This is a genomic window from Microbacterium sp. NPDC087589, from assembly GCF_044743635.1.
Lineage (GTDB): Bacteria > Actinomycetota > Actinomycetes > Actinomycetales > Microbacteriaceae > Microbacterium.
On record NZ_JBIUWV010000001.1, the window covers coordinates 791,058 to 812,263 of the forward strand.

Below are 21,206 nucleotides of genomic sequence, written 5' to 3' on the forward strand. Positions count from 1 at the left end.
TGTTCTCCTGTTTCCGATAGTCGCATTCGCTCCTGCACATTCTGCGATTCGTCCGATTCGATCCACATCGACGCTGTAGCCCCGCACGAGACGGAGTGCGGCTGCAGAGTGAGTGCATGCGACTGGAGGACTGGCTGCAGGAGCGCGATGGCGCAGCGCACACCGCAGAGATCTTCGCTGCCGGATTCAGCAGACACGCTGTCGCCTCGGCTGTCGATTCCGGGCGGATGCTTCGTCTTCGCCGCTCCTGGATCGCATCGAGGATCTGTGATCCGGCGGTCCTCGCCGCCGTCGGAGTCAGCGGGCGCCTTACTTGTGTGACCGCCGCACGAAGACTCGCGCTGTGGACGCCGGCTCACGACGAGTTCCATATCGCGGTCGCCCCGACTGCGGCGCGATTCGATTCCACCGGCCTGCGCGTCCACTGGTCATCTGGACCGGCACCGATCGGACCACACGCTGTCCTGGATCCGCTGATCAACGTGCTTCATCACGTCGCACGATGCCAGGAACCCTCCACAGCGCTCGCGGTCTGGGAGTCCGCCCTCAACAAACGCCTCATCGCTCCCGAGGTCTTGGCGCGCGTCGAATGGCGCAGCGCGCGAGCGTCACGCATCGCCGCGGTCGCAGACGTACTCTCTGATTCCGGGCTCGAGACCCACTTCGTCGTCCTCATGCGCTCGATCGGCGTGGTCGTCGTCCAGCAGGTCTGGATCGACGGACACCCGCTCGACGCCCTGATCGGCGATCGCCTCGCGGTCCAGTTGGACGGATTCGCGCACCACAGCAGCGCACCGGATCGACGGCGCGACCTCGAAGCAGACGCACGATTACGCCTGCGCGGATACACCGTGCTCCGATTCGACTACCAGCAGGTGCTGTTCCAACCGGAATTCGTGCAGAACGTCGTGCGTGCGGCAATCGCCCAACAGTTGCATCGGCGAGGATGAGTCCGTCACCAACCGAGATCAGGACGACCGCCTGAGAAAAGGAGAATTCAGCTGAGATTCTCCTGATTCGAGCCGGTAGTCCTGTTGTCGCGTCGACGCCTACAGGGCGCGGCGGAAACCGGTCCGGTCTCAGCCGAAGAGCGCTGCGGCCTCGTCGTAGCGGCTGCGGGGAACCGTGTTCAGCTCTCCCAATGCCTCTGCGAAGGGGACACGGACGATGTCGGTGCCCTGCATCGCGACCATCTGGCCCCACGCCTTCTCGACGATCGCGTCGGCGGCGTGGAGTCCGAGGCGGGTGGCGAGCACCCGGTCGAAGGCGGACGGGGACCCGCCCCGCTGGATGTGCCCGAGGATCGTCGCGCGAGTCTCGATGCCCGTGATGCGCTCGATGGCGGGAGCGAGCTGATCGCCGATGCCGCCGAGACGAGGACGGTTGAAGGCGTCGAGGCCCTTGTCGCTGTAGGCCTCGTCCATGCCGAGCAGCTTGAACCCCTCTGAGACGACGACGAGCGGAGCGCGACCACGGTCATGCGCGCTGGAGACGAGTGCGGTGATGTCGTCGATGGACATCGGCACCTCGGGGATGCAGATGGCGTGCGCGCCCGCTGCCATGCCCGCGTGGAGAGCGATCCAGCCGACGTGACGACCCATGACCTCGGCGACCATGCAGCGCTGGTGAGAGTCTCCTGTGGTGCGCAGGCGATCCATCGCGTCCGTGGCGATGTTGACAGCCGTGTCGAAACCGAAGGAGTAGTCCGTGGCGCGAAGGTCGTTGTCGATCGTCTTCGGCACGCCGATGACGTTGATGCCGTCCTTGGCGAGGCGGTCGGCCGCTGCGAGGGTGCCCTCGCCGCCGATCGCGATGATGCCGTCGATCTTGTGTCCGTAGAGCGTCTTGGCGATGTTCTCGGCGCCACCGCGCTCACCCTCGTAGGGGTTGGTGCGGCTGGTGCCCAGGATCGTGCCGCCGATCTTCGACAGCCCCTTCACCTCGTGACGGGTGAGGGGGAAGAAGTCGCCGTCGACGACGCCTCGCCAGCCGTCGCGGATGCCGACGAACTCGAGGTCATAGGTGGTGGTGCCCTTGAGCACGATGCCGCGGATGACCGCGTTGAGTCCGGGGCAGTCGCCGCCGCTCGTCAGAATGCCGATCTTCATGCTTGCCTCAGACGGTTCAGTGGAAGGGGGAACAGGCGACGGTGCCTGCGATCGACACTAGCGGTCCGAACCGACCGGGCGCCATTCGGGGCGATGAAAACCGAGGATCTTGCCGGTCATTCGTGACGATTCACGAGAAATGAGCAGACAACGTGCGAAGCGCAAGAAATCGGCGTCAAGAACTGATGTTCTTAACGCCGATCTCTGGCACTGAGCGCGTGTCAGGCGGCCCCGAGCGCCTCCCGGAGCAGATGCATGAGAGCGCCCAGCTGCACGGGCTCGGCAGCAGCCTCGTCGAGGGCTTCGCCGTCGAGCGCACGCGCTGCGAGGCCTTGCTTCTGATCGATGAGCTCTGCGATCTTCGCGTCGATCGTGTGCGCCGCGATGATCCGCCAGGCAGTCACCGGCTCGTCCTGACCGATGCGGTGCACCCGGTCGATCGCCTGCGTCTGCTCGGCCGCCGTCCACGACAGCTCCGCCAAGACCACGTTCGACGCCGCCTGCAGGTTCAGACCGACGCCGGCCGCGGTCAACGAGCACACCGCGATACCCACGGCAGGGTCGCCGTTGAAGTCGTCGATCGCCTGCTGGCGGACGGTCGAAGTCTGGTCACCGCGGATCGAGACCGACCGGATGCCGGCAGCGGCGAAGTGCTCCTCAGCCTGATCCATCACGTCGATGTGCTTCGCGAAGAACACGACCTTGCCCACCGAGCGCTGGAGCTGAGCCGCGTAGTCTGCCGCCAGATGCGCCTTCGCCTGTCCGATCCGGCGCACCATGGTGAAGACGTTGTCTCCGCCCGTGCCTGCGGCCTTGGACTCCTCGAGCTCGTTCTGAGCGACCAGACGCACGATGTCCTGGTCGATCTCGCCCGGTGCGAGTCCACGGTCGCCCCGTGCCTCGATGATCCGTCGGTATCGGGCGGCGAGCCGCTCGCCCAGTTCGCGCTCGGCCTGACGGATTCCGCGGCCGAACTCATCGTCCAGCTGCACGGGCAGGTCGGCGATGAGCTTGTCGGGCAGATCGGCTGCGACGTCCTTCTTCTTGCGCCGGACGATCCCCATCGAGATCACCGCTTCGCGAGCCTCCGGGTAGAACGCCTTGTCGGCGGGAGTGAAGCCGGTGGCGTCGAGCTTCTCCATCAGCTCCGGCCCCGGCTTCTCCCCCGTGGTCCAGCCGAGGAAGCGCCAGATCGCATCGAAGTCCTCGACGTCGTTGATCAGCGGTGTGCCCGTGAGCGCGAGCATCAGCGGGTTGCCGCCCGGGGTGCGCTCGCGCACGCGGTTGGCGAGCGACAGCACGTTCTGCGAACGCTGAGAGCTGAGGTTCTTGATGAAATGCGCCTCGTCGACGACCATGCCCCGAAGGCCGATCGACGCGAGCCACGACATGTGGCGGTCAAGGATCTCGTAGTTCACGATGAACACATCGGCGAACGCGTCGATGTCGGCACCATCGCCCTGGATCACCGTAGCCCTGCGCTGCGGCGTCCACCGCTCGACCTCTCGCGCCCAGTTCATCTTGACGACGTTGGGCACGACGACGAGCAACGGGTAGGCCCCGGCGACGGATGCGGCCAGCACCGACTGCGCGGTCTTGCCCAGGCCGGGTTCGTCGGCGAGCAGGAAGCTCCTGTGCCCTTCGCGCACCGCTTCGAGAAAGCGCGACTGGTGCACCATGACCTCGAGGCCCTTGGGCGAGAGGTGATCGTATTCCGGGGCCGGCGGCAGGTCCATGCTCGCGGCTCCTCCCCCGGCTCCGGTCTCGAACGCCTTGTACAGGGGCCCCATGAGCTCCCAGCCGTCCAGGCGTCGACGTGGGGTCGTGGCGGCGCGCGGGGTGAGGTCAGGGGCGAGGAACGGGTTCGCCAGCTGGCGCGCCTCGACCGAGGGCGGCGTCACCTGACGCTCTGCGATCCCCGCCGACACCATCGGCGTCTGGACGGGGGCCACGTCGGCGATGATCAGCTCTTCGGGTGCCAGCTCGGCCCCGGACTCGAGCAGCCAGTCACGACGCATGCGTTTCGCCACCGGCGAGGTCGCCTGATCGGCCTCGAGAAGCTGGATCAGCGAGGTGTCGCGCGCCGCCGTCTTCGCCAGGATCGTGGCCACACCGTCGAGCCGCTTGAGCAGCTCGGCGCGGGCGGCGTCGGCGATCTCGGGATCGGCCTTCACTCTCGCGCGCTCTTCGCGCACGAGGAACGCGATGACCTGGAACTTGACCCGGTTCGTCGGGCCGAGCTTTCCTCGCTGTGACTTCGCCTCGATCTCACGCACCTTGCGGGCGAGGATCGGGATGAGGGGTGCCTCGTCATCGCGACGAGACGTCTTCTTGCGCCGTGTTGCGGCGGTTGCCGTGGTCGGCATGCTCCTCCTGAGCGTGAAGGCCGGAGCATCCGTGGGATGCGTCGGCCGTTCTCGGTGTCCGCGTGTGGCGTGAGCCAGGACCGTACGAACAGTGTTCCCGGTGATCGACTACGAGCGAATGACGCGCGAGGTTCAAGGACCACCGAGACTCATTCTATGCCATGCGACCTGAGCGACGCAGATCAGGACACGCAGAGTTCGAGGGGAGTTCAGCTGGAGCGGCTCGACAGCACGCTCTCGGCATCCGTCACATCGGTGGCCATCTGCTCCTTCAGCTTCTCGATCCCCTCGAACGCGACCATGCCGCGCAGACGCTCGACGAACTCGACGGTCACATCGTGACCGTACAGGTCGAGATCGGTCTCGCCGATCACGTGCGCCTCGACCTGTCGCTCGAGGACGTCGTCGAAGGTGGGATTGGTGCCCACCGAGATGGCCGCCCGGTGCCGGAGTCCCGTCTCGTGGTCGACCAGCCATCCGGCGTACACCCCGTCGGCAGGGACGAACGAGTCGACGGATGCCGAGAGATTGGCCGTGGGGAAACCGAGTTCCCGTCCACGCTTGAGTCCGTGCACGACCTCGCCGCGCACATCGACGTTGCGGTCGAGCACGCGAGAGGCAGCGGTGACGTCGCCGGCCATCAGCAGTTCACGGATCCACGTCGACGAGACGCGACGGTCTGACCCGTCGAGGAACACGTCGTCGACGACCTCGACCGTGAATCCGTACTTCGGCCCGAGTTCTCTGAGGAGCGCGGGGTCTCCTGCTCCGCCCTGACCGAATCGGAAGTCCCGACCCACGAGGACGGTGGACACATGCAGTGCACCGGTCAGGATGCTGGCCACGAAGTCTTCGGCGCTGCGCGCCGCGAGTTCTGCGTCGAAGGTCAGAAGCAGGGTGGCATCGAGCTCGAGTTCACCCAGCAGCTCCAGCTTGCGCTCGACCGTGACCACGTTCTCGGGGCAGCGATCCGGTCGAAGCACAGCGAGCGGGTTGCGGTCGAACGTGACGGCGACGGCGCGGACTCCCGACTGTGCCGCGATCTCCTTCAGCCGGCGGATCACCGCTCGGTGACCGGCGTGAACGCCGTCGAACTTGCCGATCGCCACGGCCGAGGGGCCGAAGCCGTCCGGCACTTCCCTCGGGTCGCGGAAGACGATCATGCGCTCGCCTCGGCACGGAGCGCAGGGTGAGGCTCGCGGATCGGGCCGTGAGTGCGCAGCCAGGAGATGCCGAGGACCGGCAGCACGAGCGGGATGAACAGGTACCCCCGCCCGAACATCGACCAGACGGTGTCGTGCGGGAACAGCTCGGGGAAGAAGATGCTCAGCCCACCGACCACCAGGACTCCGGCGAGCTCGAAGACGATCGCCACCCAGGCCACCGCGTACCACCCCCGTCGACTCGCGAGAACGAGCGCCAACGTGGCCAGGATGTACACGACAGCGGCGAGTGCCGAGAGGGAGTAGGCGAGAGGCGCCTCGTCGAACTGTCGGAAGATCTGCACGAAGCTTCGACCGGTCGCCGCCAGCGCCATCACGGCGTAGACGATCACGAGGACACGGCCGATGCCGGTCATGCGGGAGGTGGGAACGGTGGTGCTCATAGCGTCCTCCATTCTAGATCCGGGCGGGAAGACGCGGATGCGCCCCGACCGGCTCAGGCCACCTGGATGGTCCAAATGACGTGCATGCGCCAGACCATGATCGCGACGGCGAGCCCAGCCACGCCGAGTATCACGGTGCTCCAGCGGCTCCTCTCCATCAGCGCCCACAGCACGGCTCCCACAGGCAGCAGCACCGCTGAGACGAGATAGACCCAGTACTCGAGCAGATCACCCGTCGGAGGGTTTCCTGCCAGGGGCGCCACGATCGCGACCACCACCTGGACGACGAGGAGCACCTCGACGAGGGCGAGCGCTCCGACGGTGTAGTCGCTCGGACGCCGACCGGCCAGACCGAGCGAGACGCAGAACACGCCCACCACGGTCGCGACCGCCACCTGTGCGATGGTCAGCCAGAGGATCATCCGGCAGCCTCCGGCATGTTCATCGCGCTCTTGAGATCAGCACCGCGTCTCTCCACGACTCCGACGAGGACGCCGCCCGGGTCGATCGCGGCCGCCAGAGCTCCTGTCAGCCGATCAGCCTGCCCCGTGAGCCTCTTGCCATGACGCAGATCTCTCGCCTCCTCGGCCGACACCGACAGCGGATCGAGAACCCTCGCGGCCGCGGCGGCCGGGGCCAGCAAGGCCGTCTCGACGACGTCGTCGACCATCACCGCATCCGCGACGTCGAAGTCGCCGACGCGCGAGCGCCGCAGCGCCGTGAGATGTCCACCCACTCCGAGCCGGGCACCCAGGTCACGGGCGAGCGAGCGGATGTAGGTGCCGGAGGAGCAGTCGACGACGACGTCGAGATCCAGGAACCCTTCGCCGGACCGCTCGGCGATGACCTCGAAGCGCGAGACCGTGACATCCCGTGCGGCCAGCACGACCTCTTCCCCTGCGCGCACACGGTCGTACGCGCGGCGTCCGTCGACCTTGATCGCCGACACCGAACTCGGCACCTGCGAGATCGCACCGGTGAGCGCTCCGATCCCGGCTGACACGCGGTCGGGCGTCACCGACTCCCACGACTCGGCATCCGCCCGCGTCAGGATCTCGCCATCCGCGTCATCCGTGTCCGTCGTCTGTCCGAGTCGGATCGTGGCCTCGTAGGTCTTGTCGGCTCCGACGATGTACGTGAGCAGTCGAGTCGCTCCTTCGACGCCGATCACGAGCAGACCGGTCGCCATGGGGTCGAGGGTTCCCGCGTGCCCGACCTTGCGGGTGCCGAGCGCACGCCTGGTGCGTGCGACGACGTCGTGGCTGGTCAGTCCAGCTGGTTTGTCGACGAGGAGGATGCCGGGCGAGACCATCTCTCAAGCCTACGATGCGTACGAACTCTCCACCGCACGCCCCTCGCTTGTGCCGGCGCCGGCCCGAGAACCCGGATGGGTTCCCGGTTCGCCTAGGCTGTCGAGGTGCCTTCGACATCGCATCCCGCCGCCGAGGTGTCTCTGCCTCTTGCGGTTTGGTATCGGGCCACAGCACGCGACCTGCCGTGGCGGCGCCCACGATTCCACGAGGACTTCGGCGCCTGGGGCACTCTGGTCAGCGAGTTCATGCTGCAGCAGACACCCGTCAATCGGGTGATACCGCACCTCGAGGCATGGCTCGGCAGATGGCCCACCCCCGCAGCGATGGCTGCCGCCTCGACCTCCGAGGTGCTGCAGCAATGGGCCAACCTCGGCTATCCCCGCCGTGCGCTGTGGCTGCATCGCGCCGCGGTCGAGATCACGGAGCGACACGGTGGCATCGTTCCCAACGATGTGGACGCCCTGCTGAAACTGTCGGGAATCGGCGACTACACGGCCAGGGCCGTGGCCGTCTTCGCCTACGGCGACCGACACCCCGTCGTAGACACGAACACACGTCGTGTGATGGCACGCGCGATCCTCGGGCAGGCGCAACCGGGCCCGCCCTCGCGCCGCGATCTGGAGCTCATGGATTCGCTGCTCCCCGCGGATGTCGTCGAATCGACCGTGTTCAACGCGGCGGCGATGGAGCTGGGCGCGACCGTGTGCACGGCGCGATCGCCGCGCTGCGACATCTGCCCTCTGGTCGACGCGTGCGCGTGGGTGGCCTCAGGGCGACCGGACACCGGCGACACCCGGAGACGCCAAGCGACCTTCGAAGGCTCCGACCGCCAGGCGAGAGGCGCGGCGCTCAGGATCCTGAGGGCCGCTGCACCTGACTCGGTTCTGATCGACTCCGTGCTCGCCGAGTGGCCGGATCCACTTCAGCGCGACCGTGCGATCGACTCGCTCATCGCCGATGGCCTCGCCGAGGCCGATGGCGAGATGCTCTCGCTCCCCCGCTGACCGCGACGGTCAGACGAACTGCCCTATCCGATGGGCGAGCACGGTGAGTTCGACGCGGGTCCTGACCTCGAGCTTCGCGAAGACCCGGCCCAGATGAACTTCCACCGTGCGCACCGACACGTGCAGCGAGTCTGCGATGTCGCGGTTCGAGGCGCCGCCGACCGCCAGCATCGCGACCTCCAATTCGCGAGGCGTGAGCATCGATTCCCAGACTCGCCGGCACGATGAGAGCGGGTCTGCGGTGACGGCGGCGCCGTCTGCGACCTCCACTCGATCGAGACGCTCCGCGATCGCCCTCGCCCAGGCTGTCGCACCGGAGACCTCGAGCAGGTTCCGAGCCATCGACAGATGCTCTCTGCCTACCGCGATGTCGCCTTTGATCAGTGATCTGGTGCCGATCATCGCCTCGACTCGCCCGCGCGAGAAGGGCGAGGTCAGCGTGCGCGCGGCGGCCACGACCAGTGGACGCTCTACACGCCATTCGTCATCCGAACAGCTGGTGATCTGCACCCGAAGCCGCTGGGCGAGAGCGATCTCGGGCGGCTCGATCCGGCGCGGATGCCACGATGCGCCATGCGTGACGACGATCGCCTCGTCGAGCCCGGGAACAGACAACGTCGGCTGTGGAGCGCCGCGGTCTCGCCAGAGGCGCATGCACGCCGCAGCCTCGGCGGAATCGCCCGCCAGGAATGCCTCGATGCCTCGATCCACGAGCTGATCGATACGCCCAGGAGCGGGGAGAGCGGCAGTGAGAGCCTTCGCGAACGGCCCGAGATGACCGAGTACGGCCAGGTCGAGGCGTCGCGCGATCACGACGCCGAGTCCGTCGAACGGCACCGCGACGGGCAGTTCGAGCGCGGCGCACAGCATCCGGTCGCGTGCCGCGCCGATATCTCCGCGCCACATCAGAAGCAGCGCTTCGACGATCGCCCGATAGGCCGCGACGAGCGGGCTGAGCTCGAATCCGGCCACGAACGGATCGGCCTCGACGCCGATCGCAGAATCTCCGGCAGCGAGCAGACGGAGACCTCTGTCGATGTCTCCGTCGAGAGCCGCACGCAGGGCCAGGAGCATGCTTCCGGTGAGCGGGCCGGTGCCGCGCACGTCGTCGCTCTCCCCGTCTCCGATCACGAGCCAGGCGAGCGCGACCACCGGGTCTCGAAGTTCGCTGTCTGCGTCGACGCGCCCGCTCGCGCTTCTGAGCGCCTCGAGCCACGAGCGCATTCCGCGGCGATCGCCTCGCTCCGCGCAGAGCATCGCCGCGAAGGCCGAAGCCCGCGCCCACGAGTACCAGTGGGCGGGGTCATCCACACGCGGCTGGACGACACTCATGTCGACCTCAGGCACCGCCCCGCGCAGATGCGCCTCGGCGACGAGCAGACCGCCGAGCCCCTGCAGACGATAGAGCTCGTCACCGTGGGGGAAGAGACTTCCCAGTCGGCTCGCCGCCTCGACCGCGTAGCCGGCGGCGATCGCCGCGACACCGGCGACGAGCGTCGCCTCATCCTGCTCGATCCCGCTCGAGTGCGCGGCGGCTTCAGCCGCGAGATGGAAGGCGCGCTCACTCAGTCCGGCCTCCGAGTGCTCTCTCGCGATGCGTGTGAGCTCGCCGGCGGTTACGGGTTCGCCGTGCATCGCCGCACGCGCGCCGTGCCAGTCGGCATCTACCCTCTCGCCACGTGCCTCGAAGATCCGATGCAGTCTCGAGTGCACCGCGGCAGCCAATGAGGACGTCGTCGTCGCGCGCAGCCAGATCGCCAGCCGGGGGTCGGCGAGACGCACTCGGCCCGCATGGATGTCGAGAAGTGAGCCGAGCGGACCGCCGGCGAGTTCTGCGGCGGACCGACCCGAGAAGTCGACCAGCGGGTCGAGGCTGTCGTCGAGCCGCAGCGACACGGCGACGAGGACCGCACGATCTCTGTCGTCGAGCTCCAGCTGAGCGAACAGCGCTTCAACGGATGGCACCATGGGCAACGGCGAAGGAAGCGCCCTGAGCCCGTGCCGCTGAGCGGCGTCGAGTCGGGCAGCGACCGCCAGAACCGTCTGCGGATCTTCAGACAGCTCGAATGCGAGTCGCGCCGCGACATGCGGTGCGCAGCTCAGATCATGATCGAGAAGGTCATCGAGAATCTTCTCGATGACCGCTGGTGCGATCGAGGCCGCCCCGTGCGCGCGCGAAAAATCGATGCCGAACTCCCCAGTCCCCCCGGGCGATCACCCGTGGAGCCGAGAGTACCAAGACACCGCGGCGCCCAGACGAGGGCACCGATATTCAGGACTTCGTGTCGTCGTCTTCCTGGCGGAGGTAGGGGTCTGCGTCGCCCGCGTGCGATGCGGAGGAAGCGAGCTTCGCCACCTCGGCATCGCGCTGCTGCGCTTCGCGGAGGAGAGCCGAGATGTGATCGGCGTTCTCCGGCAGCGCATCGGGGATGAACTCGAGTGTCGGCACGAGGCGCGTGCTGAGCTGCTTCCCGACCTCACTGCGCAGCATTCCGGTGGCGGAGGTCAGAGCCTCGCCGCTGGAGAGACGCTCCTCTTCGGTGCCGAGCACCGTGTAGAAGACGGAGGCGTGCTGCAGGTCGCCAGTGACACGGACATCCGTGATCGTGACGAAGCCGAGGCGCGGGTCACGCAACCCCTTCTCGAGGCGCTCCGCAAGGATCACTCGAATGCGATCAGCCAGACGGGCCTGTCGTTCACCAGCCATTGTTCTCTCCCTCTACGTACTCTTCGGGCGAGGATGCATCACGCACCCTCGCCCGAAGATATCGAACTCGATCAGCCGCGAGGCTTCTCGATCAGTTCTGTCGTCTCGATCTCGTCACCGATCTGGATGTCGTTGAACTTGCCGAGGCCGATACCGGCCTCGTAGTCCGTACGCACCTCGGTGACGTCGTCCTTGAAACGACGCAGCGACTCGATGGCGAGGCCGTCTGCGACGACCACGCCGTCGCGGATGACGCGAGCCTTGGCGTTTCGCGTGATCGTTCCCGAACGCACGATGACACCGGCGATGTTGCCGAACTTCGAGGAGCGGAACACCTCGCGGATCTCGGCGACACCCGACTGGACCTCTTCGTACTCCGGCTTGAGCATGCCCTTGAGCGAGCTCTCGACCTCGTCGATCGCGTTGTAGATCACCGAGTAGAACCGGATGTCGACACCCTCACGCTGAGCGCGCTCGCGCGCCTTCGTGTCAGGGCGGACGTTGAAGCCCACGATGATCGCGTTGTCGATCGTCGCGAGGTTGACGTCGGACTCCGTGATCGCACCGACACCGCGGTGGATGATGCGGAGCTGCACCGAGTCATCGACCTCGATCTTGAGCAGCGACTCCTCGAGTGCCTCGACGGCACCGGAGACGTCACCCTTGATGATGAGGTTGAGCGACTCGACCTTGCCCTCTTCGAGCGCACGGGTGAAGTCCTCGAGCGAGATGCGCTTGCGGGCCTTGGCCAGCTGGGCGTTGCGCTCGACCGCTTCACGCTTCTCAGCGATCTGGCGGGCCATGCGGTCCTCTTCGGTGACGATGAAGACATCGCCCGCACGCGGCACCGAGTTGAGACCCTGCACCTGCACCGGACGCGACGGGTAGGCCTCGAGGACCTGCTCGCCGTTCTCGTCTGCCATCGCACGGACACGGCCGTAAGCCGTTCCTGCGACGATCGCGTCACCGATCCGAAGCGTTCCGGACTGGATCAGCACCGTGGCGATGGATCCGCGGCCCTTGTCGAGCTTCGCCTCGATGGCGACACCGCGAGCGGCCTTGTTCGGGTTGGCCGTGAGGTCGAGACCAGCATCAGCGGTGAGCAGCACAGCGTCCAGAAGCTCCTGGATGCCGGTGTTCGCCCGAGCCGAGACGTCGACGAACATGACGTCTCCGCCATACTCCTCTGCGACCAGACCGTACTCGGTGAGCTGCTGACGAACCTTGGCCGGGTTGGCGTCGGGCTTGTCGACCTTGTTCACCGCGACCACGATCGGCACGTTCGCCGCCTGGGCGTGGTTCAGCGCCTCGACCGTCTGGGGCATGATGCCGTCGTCGGCTGCGACCACGAGGATCGCGAGGTCGGTGACCTGCGCTCCACGCGCACGCATGGCGGTGAACGCCTCGTGCCCCGGAGTGTCGATGAAGGTGATCGCGCGCTCGACGTTCTCGTGCTCGGTCCACACCTGGTAGGCACCGATGTGCTGCGTGATGCCGCCGGCTTCACCGTCGATGACGTTGGTCTGGCGGATCGCGTCGAGAAGACGGGTCTTACCGTGATCGACGTGGCCCATGACGGTGACCACGGGAGGACGGATCTCGAGGTCGTCCTCGTCCTCCTCCTCGAGCTCCTGCTCGAGGTTGAGACCGAAGCCCTCGAGGAGCTCCTTGTCCTCATCCTCGGGCGAGACCATCTGGATCTTGTAGCCGAGCTCTTCACCCAGTACCTCGAACGTCGCCTCATCCAGCGACTCGGTGGCCGTGGCCATCTCGCCGAGGTTGAAGAGGATCGTCACGAGGGTTCCTGGCTGCACCGTGTAGCCGGTCAGCGTCTCGATCTTGTCGGCGAAGTCCGCGATCGACGCACCACGGCGCATGCGGATGGTCTCCCCGTTACCGCGGGTGACGTTGACACCACCGACGATCGGGGCGCTCCGCATCTCGAACTCTTGCCGCTTCGCCCGCCGCGACTTGCGCTGCTTGCTCTTGCCGCCGCCCTTGCCGAAGGCACCTGCGGTACCTCCACCAGGACCACGACCGCGACCGCCGCCACCGCCGGGGCGACCTGCGAAGCCACCACCGGGCCGAGCACCGGGACCGCCGCCGGGTCCACCGGCACCGCCGGGACGACCGGGGCCGCCGGGACGCTGCTGGAACGGTGCACCACCGGGACGACCGCCCTGACCGCCGCGCGGAGCGCCGGGACGGGGGGAACCGGGACGAGGTGCACCCGGACGCGGGGCACCGGGGCGCGGAGCCTGCGGACGCGGGATGTTGCCGGGAGTCGGACTCGGCCGCTGGCCCATGCCCTGCGCCGAGGCGAAGGGGTTGTTGCCGGGACGCGGACCTGCCGGACGCTGGCCCATGCCCTGCGCCGACGAGAACGGGTTGTTGCCCGGACGCGGTGCGCCGGGCTTCGGTGCGCCGCCGTCGTTCGACTTCGGTGCAGCGGGTCCGGGCGTGGCCTCTGCCGAAGCAGCGGTCTCGGCCGGAGCCTCTGCGGCCGCGGCGGGAGCCTCGGGAGCCGGAGCGGCAACGGGCTCTTCCGGCGCGGGTGCCGGCTTGGGGCCGGGCTTGGGTCCGGGAGTCGGTCCACCGGTCTTGGCGGCACCGGGCTTCGCAGCACCGGGCTTGGCGGCACCGGGCGTTGCCGCGTCGGTCTTCGCGGCACCGGGCTTCGCAGCACCGGGCTTTGCAGCACCGGACTTGGCAGCAGCGGGAGCCGCGTCAGCAGATGCCTTCAGCGAGGCATCCGACTCGATGGCAGCGCGAAGCTTGCGCGCCACCGGGGGTTCGATGGTCGAAGAGGGGCTCTTGACGAACTCTCCGAGTTCCTTGAGCTTTGCAAGTGCGATCTTGCTGTCGACGCCGAGTTCGGCGGCGATCTCGTGTACGCGTGGTTTACCAGCCACAATTCTCCTGTCTGGGGTCGGTCCACCCAGACAGGGCAGACCACTAGTCGCGGACGGGTCTCATTTCGAGCCGTTCACTTTGTTTCCATAGCCGTTCAGCCTTTGTTTCTTGGTGGGTATTGTTCGATGATCCGCGTATCCAGATTGCCGGATGCGCGAAGTGCTCGGCCGAAAGCGCGGCGCCGCAGAGCGGCATCCATGCATTCCGGTGTCGGATGCACCCACGCGCCTCGCCCTGGCAGAACGCTTCGCTCATCGATGATGAGGACGTCGTCCTGGGACACCACTCTGAGAAGAGTGGCGCGGGGAGCACGCGTGCGACAGCCGACGCACGTTCGAACGGGTTCCATCTTACACCTGTGTTCCCGTCCGACTCACGCGACGGGCGCGAGTCGGACGTGACGAGCAGTCAGTCCAGGACGCTGTCGGGCTGGATGTCGATCTTCGCGCCGGTGAGCTTGGCGGCCAGACGAGCGTTCTGCCCCTCCTTGCCGATCGCGAGGGAGAGCTGATAGTCGGGCACCAGCGCACGCACGGCCCTGGTGTTCGCGTCGAGGATGAACGCGCTGGTCACCTTGGCGGGCGAGAGGGCGTTCGCGACGAACGCGGCGAGCTCCGGATCGTGATCGACGATGTCGATCTTCTCTCCTGAAAGCTCCTCGGTGACGGCGCGCACACGGCGCCCCATCTCACCGATGCAGGCGCCCTTGGCGTTGATCGCCGGGTCGTTGGCGCGAACGGCGATCTTCGTGCGGTGACCGGCCTCGCGGGCCAGTGAGACGATCTCGACGAGACCTGCGGCGATCTCGGGCACCTCGAGCGCGAACAGCTTGCGGACCAGACCGGGGTGCGTGCGCGAGACGGTGATCTGCGGACCCTTGAGGCCCTTCGCGACGCTGGTGACGTACACGCGGAGGCGCGAGCCGTGGGTGTACTCCTCGCCCGGGACCTGCTCCTCAGGAGGAAGGATCGCCTCGACAGCTCCGAGATCGACGTGGATCATGCGGGGATTCGGTCCCTGCTGGATCACGCCGGCGACGATGTCGCCTTCCTTGTCCTTGAAGTCGCCGAGCACCACGTCGTCCGCGATGTCGCGCAGACGCTGGCTGATGACCTGCTTCGCGGCGAAGGCGGCGATCCGTCCGAAGTCATCCGGCGTGGCATCCTCTTCCCCGATGATCGCGCCCTCATCGTCCTTGACGACCTGCAGCACGGCGACGTGCCCGGTTCGACGATCGAGTTCGACGCGGACGCCCTCGGGGGTTGCTCCGTCTGCGGAGACATGCTTGGAGTAGGCGGTCAGGATGGCCTGTTCGATGATCGAGACCAGCTCATCGAAGGGGATCGCCTTCTCCTTCTCGATCCCACGCAGCAGACTCAGTTCGATATCCATGACGACTCCCTATTCAGCTCTCGTCGCGCGGGTGTGCACGCGCGACATCCGTACCACGATACCCTGTGCCCACCGCTGGTCGCCACGAAGGCGGCCGCACCGGTGCGGTGCCGACCATGAAGGAGGACTCAGTGACGACGTACGACGCCATCGTGATCGGGGCAGGGATGTCCGGCGTGACGGCGGCTCGCATGCTCGCCGACGCCGGAGCGGACGTCATCGTCCTCGAGGCGAAGGATCGCGTCGGCGGCCGCATGCACACCGATCGCACCGCGGGTTTTCCCGTCGATCTCGGCGCGTCGTGGGTCCACGGCATCGAACGCTCCGCACTGTGGGACCTCGTACAGGCGCTCGGAATCCCGACGCTCGAGTACACCGTCGGCAGCTTCCAGGCCGGAGGGCGCCCGATCGAGAACTTCGACGGCGACGGCAGGCCCATGGATGCCGCGCGCGCTTCTCAATGGGTCTCCGACGTCGAGGAGGCCGATCGCCTGCTGCTCGAGAAGATCGAACGGTCCTCCCCCGGCGACACCTACCTCGATGTCACCGAGCGCGCGCTCGACCGCACCGGCTTCGATCCTGAGCGCATCGATGAGATCCGGGAGTTCTTCCGCCACCGCGTCGAAGAGCAATGCGGAGCATGGATCGGCGACCTCGACGCGCACGGGCTCGACGAGGACGCGATCGACGGTGACGAGGTCATCTTCCCTCGCGGTTATGACGAGCTCCCACGGCGCATCGCCGCCGAACTAGACATCCGCCTGGGCCAGGTGGTCACCCGCATCGCCCGCACGGATGCCGGAGTCACGGTGTCGACCGAGAACGGGGATTTCTCCGCACGGAGCGCCGTGGTCACCGTGCCGCTCGGAGTGCTCAAGGCGGGGTCGATCGACTTCGCCCCTCCCCTGCCCGACGCGGTCGCGGGGCCGATCGCGAGGCTGGGCATGGGGGTGTTCAACAAGGTCTTCATCCAGTTCCCGGAACGCTTCTGGAATGAGGACAGCTATGTCCTGCGGGCGCTCGGCGAGGCCGGTGAGCACTGGCACTCGTGGTACGACGTGTCGGCCGTGAGCGGGCTTCCCACATTGCTGACTTTCGCTGCCGGTCCGTTCGGCCGCAGGATGCAGGAGCTGTCCGACGACGAGATCGTCGCGGATGCCGTGCGCGCTCTTCGTGCCCTCTACCCTGACGCCGTCGGCGAGCCCACCGCGCACTGGGTCACCCGCTGGGGGCACGACGTGTTCTCGAACGGCTCGTATTCGCATCTCGCGCTCGGATCGTCGCACCACGACCATGACGAACTCGCGGGTCCCGTCGACGGAGTGCTGCACTTCGCCGGCGAGGCGACCTGGGGCGACGAGCCCGCGACCGTGGGGGCGGCCTTCTCTTCAGGTCACCGCGCCGCGGGGCGGATACTCGGGCACGAAGTCGATCTCGCCGCGTTCGCGGAAAGAATCACAGCGCGGGAGCGGACTTCAGCGAGTTGATCGCACCGATCAGGCGGAACAGACTGCCGACCTGACGCTGATCGAGGTGCAGGGCGAGACGCGGAAGGTGCAGCAGATCGTCGTCGGCGACTTCGGGTGACCGCGGAGCAGTCCGCTCGATTCGTCCGCTCGCCAGCATCCCCGCGAACCGCTCATTGAGGTCCTCGAGCTCCGCATCTGTCGGCGCGACCCGCAGCCTGAGCACGAGCGAATCCCCGACCCAGCGCAGCGAGTCGTAGTTGCGCCAGAACCCTGCGATCACGGCTGCGGCCGACTCGACGGAGTCGGTGATGACGACGCGGTCGAAGTCACCTTCAGAGATCACGCCAGTGGGCTGCAGATCCTCGTCGATGAACCGCTTGAGACCGTTCCAGAAAGTGCCGCCCGGCTCGTCGAGCAGGACGATCGGCGTCGGCTCGGCCTTGCCGGTCTGCTGCAGTGTGAGCAGCTCGAACATCTCGTCGAGCGTGCCGAACCCGCCGGGCAGACAGATGAAGCCGCTCGACTCCTTGATGAGCATCAGCTTGCGGGTGAAGAAATACTTCATCGCGACGACCTGGTCGCTTCCCGCCACCAGGCTGTTCGCCTTCTCTTCGAACGGGAGCCTGATCGAGACGCCGAGGGATAGAGCGGGGCCGGCGCCTTCTGCCGCCGCCTGCATGATTCCCGGGCCGGCGCCGGTCACCACCATCCATCCGTCTGCAGCGAGAGCGCCTGCGACATCGCGAGCCTGGATGTAGAGCGGGTCATCCTGGCGCGTCCGCGCCGAACCGAAGACCGTGACCTTGGGCACCCCATGGAACGGCGCGAAGAGGCGGAACGCATCCCGCATCTCGGCCAACGCGGCCGACGCGATCTTGAGGTCGAGCCGGTCGGTGCCGTCCTCCCCCAACAGCACCGCAGTGCGCATCATGCGCATCACGAGGCGGCGGTCGGTCTTCACTCCCGCCTCATCCAGGACGGTGTTGATCTCGGCGCTCAGCGATTCCGGCAGCGATTCGTCGGTCATGCACTCAGCCTGTCACGACGGCATGTCGCGTGGGTCGGCGCAACGCCGCCCGATGCGCTGACCACGCGCGCGGGCCGGTGTCAACGCCCCTGCGAAGTCGGACCTCCTGCGCCACAGTGGCGGCATGACAGAGATCATTGGACCGGAAGCGCTCGCGCGCGTGACCGAGCTCGTCGAGGACATCGACTTCACGATGCTGACGACGACTGACGAAGACGGCAATCTGGTGAGCAGGCCGATGTCGACCCGGCAGATGGACGATGCCGGAGACATCTGGTTCTTCACCGCGGAAGACACCGAGAAGGTCGAAGAAGCGCGAGCTCACCACCAGGTGGGCCTCGCGTACTGCGACGCCAAGGGGATGAGATATGTCTCGGTCGCCGGCGAGGCGTCCGTCGTGCACGACCGGGCGAAGATGGAGGAGCTCTACTCGCCCTCGCTCGACATCTGGTTCGAGGACGGCCTCGACACCCCCGGGATCGCGCTTCTGAAGGTGACGCCGACGGTGACCGAGTTCTGGGAGCCCGGGCTGGGCAAGATCGCGATGGCGGCGGGCGCGCTCAAGGCGCTGGTCACCAAGGACACGCCTGATGACGACATCATGAACCACGGCCGCATCGTCAGCTGACGAGCGGCTCGACTCCGCAGAGACGGAATGCCACGCACCTCGGACGAGGTGCGTGGCATTCTCCGGTCTGTACGGTCAGCGTCGGGACAGCTGCTGCAGGGCCTCGGCGACCGATACCGCTTCACGGTCACCCGTGCTGCGGTCCCACAGCTCGACCTGGCCCTCGGCAGCGCCACGGCCGACGATGACGATCTTCGGCACACCGACGAGCTCTGCGTCTCCGAACTTCACTCCGGGCGACACCTTCGGACGGTCGTCGTAGAGCACATCGAGGCCCGTGGACTCGAGCTGCGCCGAGAGCTCGGTCGCCACGTCGAACGCCACCTGATCGCGGCCTGCTGCTACGACCTGCACATCGAAGGGAGCGACGGATGCGGGCCAGATGAGCCCCTTCTCGTCGTTGTTCAGTTCGGCGATGATCGCGAGGATGCGGGTGATGCCGATTCCGTACGAGCCCATCGTGACGGTGACGAGCTTGCCGTTCTCGTTGAGCACCTTGAGGCCGAGTGCCTCAGCGTACTTGCGGCCGAGCTGGAACACGTGGCCGATCTCCATTCCGCGGGCGAGCTCGACCGGGCCCGAACCGTCGGGAGCGGGGTCCCCCGCCTTGACGTTCGCGATCTCGACGATCCCGTCCGAGAAGAAGTCACGACCGGCGACGACCGAGTGCGCGTGCTTCTGATCGACGTTCGCGCCGGTGATCCAGGTGGTGCCCTCGCTCACGCGGGGATCGACCAGGTAGCGGATGCCGGTTGCCGACTCCTCGCCGAGCACGGCGCCCGTGGGCGACCAGGGACCGATGTATCCCTTCACGAGCAGCGGGTTGTTCTCGAAGTCGTCGGCCGTCGCCGTCTCGACCTCGGCGGGTGCGAAGGCGACCTCCGCTCGCTTCTCGTCGACTTCGCGGTCACCCGGGATGCCCACGACTACCAGCTCACGCGTTCCGTCGAGGTGAGTCAGGGCCAGCACGACGTTCTTGAGCGTGTCGGCGGCGGTGTACTCGCCGCCCAGGTGCGCATTCGCGTGCGCGACGAGCGTCTCGATCGTCGGCGTGTTCGGCGAGTCGAAGATGACGGGAGATGCGTCGGCATCGAACTCGATGGCGTCGGGCACCGCCGTCGTGAATGCCTCGACATTGGCGGCGTAGCCGCCGGCGCTCCGCACGAACGTGTCCTCACCCACAGGGGTCGGGTGAAGGAACTCCTCACTTCGCGACCCGCCCATCGCACCGGCATCCGCCTGGACGATCACGTACTCGAGACCGAGGCGCTGGAAGATGCGCTCGTAGGCATCGCGCTGCGCCTGGTAGCTGACGTCGAGGCCGGTGTCGGAGGAATCGAAGGAGTAGGCGTCCTTCATCGTGAACTCACGGCCGCGGAGCAGACCTGCACGGGGACGAGCCTCGTCACGATACTTGTCCTGGATCTGGTAGAGCGTGAGAGGCAGATCCTTGTACGAGGAGTAGAGGTCCTTGACGAGGAGCGTGAACGCCTCTTCATGGGTCGGGGCGAGCAGGTAGTCACCGCCCTTGCGGTCCTGCAGACGGAAAAGCAGGTCGCCATACTCCTCCCAGCGACCGGTCGCTTCGTAGGACTCACGCGGCATCAGAGCGGGGAAGTGCACTTCCTGTGCCCCAGCGGCGGCCATCTCCTCGCGGACGACCGTCTCGATCTTGGCTTTGACGCGCAACCCGAGCGGGAGCCACGCGAAGATCCCGGCGGCCTGCGGTCGGATGTATCCGGCGCGGATCAGCAGCCTGTGGCTCGCGACCTCTGCGCCTGCAGGGTCTTCACGGAGCGTGCGGAGGAAGAAGTTCGAAAGACGAGTGACCACGGGCCAAGTCTACTGACCGGTGGTCACCCCGTTTTCGCGGTGGGTCAGTTGAGCGCGGGGAGGCCGTTCGGGATCACGCCACCGGCGTACAGGCTCGCGGCGAGGTCCTGGACGGCCGTGAGCGCCACTCGCTGCGGAAGAGGACCGTACGAGATGCGGGTGACCCCGAGCTTCTCGTACTCCGACGCGGCGAGAGTGCCCGGGAGGCCGATGACGCTGAGCTTGCCTTCACCGAGGCCGTCGACGAGCTGGCGGGTGATATTGGCGTCGAGCATTCCCGGGACGAAGACCGCGGTGGCTCCGGCGTCGAGGAACGCGCGGCCACGCTGGATCGCGTCGGCTACGCTCTCCGCGACCGGACGGTGCCCGGCACGCACGAAAGCATCGGTACGTGCGTTCAGCGCGAACGGAACGCCCTCGGCCTCGGCGGCCTTGACGATCGCCTCGACCGCCGCGACGGACTCGTCGAACGGCTTGAGGCGGTCTTCGACGTTGGCGCCGACGACACCGGCGCCGATCGCCAGGCGGGTGGTCTCCCCCGCGTCGCCGTATCCGTCGTCGAGATCGGCGGTCACCGGGACCGAGACGGATGCTGCGATGCGACCGACCATGTCGATCATGATGTCCCGCGGGATCGCGCCGTCCTCGAATCCGAAGGAGGCGGCGATGCCGTGCCCTGCGGTCGCGATCGCCTTCGTCTCGGGCAGCTTCGCGACGGCGCGGGCGGACACGACATCCCACACATTCACGACACGGAGGATCTCCGGGGCTTCGTAGAGTCCGATCAGGGTCTTGGCCTTCGCAGCAGTGGTCATACCCCCACGCTAACGCCCAGTATTC

General features: G+C 67.0%; 18 protein-coding genes. 4 read left to right on the forward strand and 14 right to left on the reverse strand.

Annotation, left to right across the window (positions count from 1 at the left end):
• The first annotated feature begins 116 nt into the window (after positions 1-116).
• Entirely contained in the window at positions 117-950 is an 834-nt protein-coding gene (locus ACIOU8_RS04000; RefSeq protein ID WP_400786041.1) for a DUF559 domain-containing protein, read from the forward strand.
• Between the two features lie 129 nt (positions 951-1,079).
• Here the strand turns inward: ACIOU8_RS04000 and ACIOU8_RS04005 are convergent, their stop codons facing one another.
• The 6 genes from ACIOU8_RS04005 to truB all read right to left on the reverse strand — a co-directional run bounded on the left by ACIOU8_RS04005 (position 1,080) and on the right by truB (position 7,392).
• Positions 1,080-2,108, reverse strand: coding sequence for an ATP-dependent 6-phosphofructokinase (locus ACIOU8_RS04005; protein ID WP_400786043.1), 1,029 nt, complete (start codon positions 2,106-2,108; stop codon positions 1,080-1,082).
• Positions 2,109-2,329: 221 nt separating this feature from the next.
• On the reverse strand, positions 2,330-4,474 hold the full coding sequence (locus ACIOU8_RS04010; RefSeq protein WP_400786045.1) for a DEAD/DEAH box helicase: 2,145 nt from the start codon (positions 4,472-4,474) through the stop codon (positions 2,330-2,332).
• Between the two features lie 209 nt (positions 4,475-4,683).
• Entirely contained in the window at positions 4,684-5,637 is a 954-nt protein-coding gene (locus ACIOU8_RS04015; RefSeq protein WP_400786047.1) for a bifunctional riboflavin kinase/FAD synthetase, read from the reverse strand.
• Positions 5,634-6,080 (reverse strand): hypothetical protein, encoded by a 447-nt coding sequence (locus tag ACIOU8_RS04020; protein WP_400786049.1) that lies wholly within the window; start codon positions 6,078-6,080, stop codon positions 5,634-5,636. Before ACIOU8_RS04020 ends, ACIOU8_RS04015 begins: the two co-directional genes overlap by 4 nt.
• Positions 6,081-6,133: 53 nt before the next feature.
• Complete coding sequence (locus ACIOU8_RS04025) at positions 6,134-6,502, reverse strand: hypothetical protein (protein ID WP_400786051.1); 369 nt, start codon at positions 6,500-6,502, stop codon at positions 6,134-6,136.
• Positions 6,499-7,392 carry a tRNA pseudouridine(55) synthase TruB gene (gene truB, locus ACIOU8_RS04030; RefSeq protein WP_400786053.1) on the reverse strand — a complete coding sequence of 298 codons (894 nt, stop codon included), beginning with the start codon at positions 7,390-7,392 and terminating at the stop codon, positions 6,499-6,501. Before truB ends, ACIOU8_RS04025 begins: the two co-directional genes overlap by 4 nt.
• A gap of 105 nt (positions 7,393-7,497) precedes the next feature.
• Between truB and ACIOU8_RS04035 the strand changes: the two genes are divergently transcribed.
• Positions 7,498-8,397: an A/G-specific adenine glycosylase gene (locus ACIOU8_RS04035; protein WP_400786055.1), complete on the forward strand. Its 900-nt coding sequence runs from the start codon at positions 7,498-7,500 to the stop codon at positions 8,395-8,397.
• 9 nt (positions 8,398-8,406) lie between these two features.
• On the opposite strand, the gene ACIOU8_RS04040 is transcribed toward ACIOU8_RS04035, so the two are convergent.
• The 5 genes from ACIOU8_RS04040 to nusA form a co-directional block, all read right to left on the reverse strand.
• A complete protein-coding gene (locus ACIOU8_RS04040; protein WP_400786057.1) occupies positions 8,407-10,365 on the reverse strand; it encodes a LuxR C-terminal-related transcriptional regulator in 1,959 nt (652 codons plus the stop codon).
• 304 nt (positions 10,366-10,669) lie between these two features.
• Positions 10,670-11,104: a 30S ribosome-binding factor RbfA gene (gene rbfA / locus ACIOU8_RS04045; protein WP_400786059.1), complete on the reverse strand. Its 435-nt coding sequence runs from the start codon at positions 11,102-11,104 to the stop codon at positions 10,670-10,672.
• A 71-nt stretch (positions 11,105-11,175) separates the two neighbouring features.
• Positions 11,176-14,016: a translation initiation factor IF-2 gene (gene infB / locus ACIOU8_RS04050; RefSeq protein WP_400786061.1), complete on the reverse strand. Its 2,841-nt coding sequence runs from the start codon at positions 14,014-14,016 to the stop codon at positions 11,176-11,178.
• 95 nt (positions 14,017-14,111) lie between these two features.
• On the reverse strand, positions 14,112-14,366 hold the full coding sequence (locus tag ACIOU8_RS04055) for a YlxR family protein (RefSeq protein WP_400786064.1): 255 nt from the start codon (positions 14,364-14,366) through the stop codon (positions 14,112-14,114).
• A 59-nt stretch (positions 14,367-14,425) separates the two neighbouring features.
• Positions 14,426-15,409 (reverse strand): transcription termination factor NusA, encoded by a 984-nt coding sequence (gene nusA, locus ACIOU8_RS04060; RefSeq protein ID WP_400786066.1) that lies wholly within the window; start codon positions 15,407-15,409, stop codon positions 14,426-14,428.
• A gap of 131 nt (positions 15,410-15,540) precedes the next feature.
• On the opposite strand from nusA, the gene ACIOU8_RS04065 reads away from it, so the two are divergent.
• Positions 15,541-16,896: a flavin monoamine oxidase family protein gene (locus ACIOU8_RS04065; RefSeq protein ID WP_400786068.1), complete on the forward strand. Its 1,356-nt coding sequence runs from the start codon at positions 15,541-15,543 to the stop codon at positions 16,894-16,896.
• Here the strand turns inward: ACIOU8_RS04065 and ACIOU8_RS04070 are convergent.
• Entirely contained in the window at positions 16,865-17,905 is a 1,041-nt protein-coding gene (locus ACIOU8_RS04070; RefSeq protein WP_400786070.1) for a TIGR00730 family Rossman fold protein, read from the reverse strand. The two genes, ACIOU8_RS04065 and ACIOU8_RS04070, sit on opposite strands and share 32 nt — an antisense overlap.
• Positions 17,906-18,029: 124 nt before the next feature.
• Here ACIOU8_RS04070 and ACIOU8_RS04075 point away from each other — a divergent pair, with 124 nt between their 5' ends.
• Positions 18,030-18,533 carry a pyridoxamine 5'-phosphate oxidase family protein gene (locus tag ACIOU8_RS04075; RefSeq protein ID WP_400786072.1) on the forward strand — a complete coding sequence of 168 codons (504 nt, stop codon included), beginning with the start codon at positions 18,030-18,032 and terminating at the stop codon, positions 18,531-18,533.
• A gap of 75 nt (positions 18,534-18,608) precedes the next feature.
• Here ACIOU8_RS04075 and ACIOU8_RS04080 read toward each other — a convergent pair whose 3' ends face one another.
• Together ACIOU8_RS04080 and ACIOU8_RS04085 are read right to left on the reverse strand one after the other, a co-directional pair.
• A complete protein-coding gene (locus ACIOU8_RS04080) occupies positions 18,609-20,366 on the reverse strand; it encodes a proline--tRNA ligase (protein WP_400786074.1) in 1,758 nt (585 codons plus the stop codon).
• A gap of 44 nt (positions 20,367-20,410) precedes the next feature.
• A complete protein-coding gene (locus tag ACIOU8_RS04085; protein WP_400786076.1) occupies positions 20,411-21,181 on the reverse strand; it encodes an isocitrate lyase/phosphoenolpyruvate mutase family protein in 771 nt (256 codons plus the stop codon).
• Positions 21,182-21,206 lie beyond the last annotated feature (25 nt).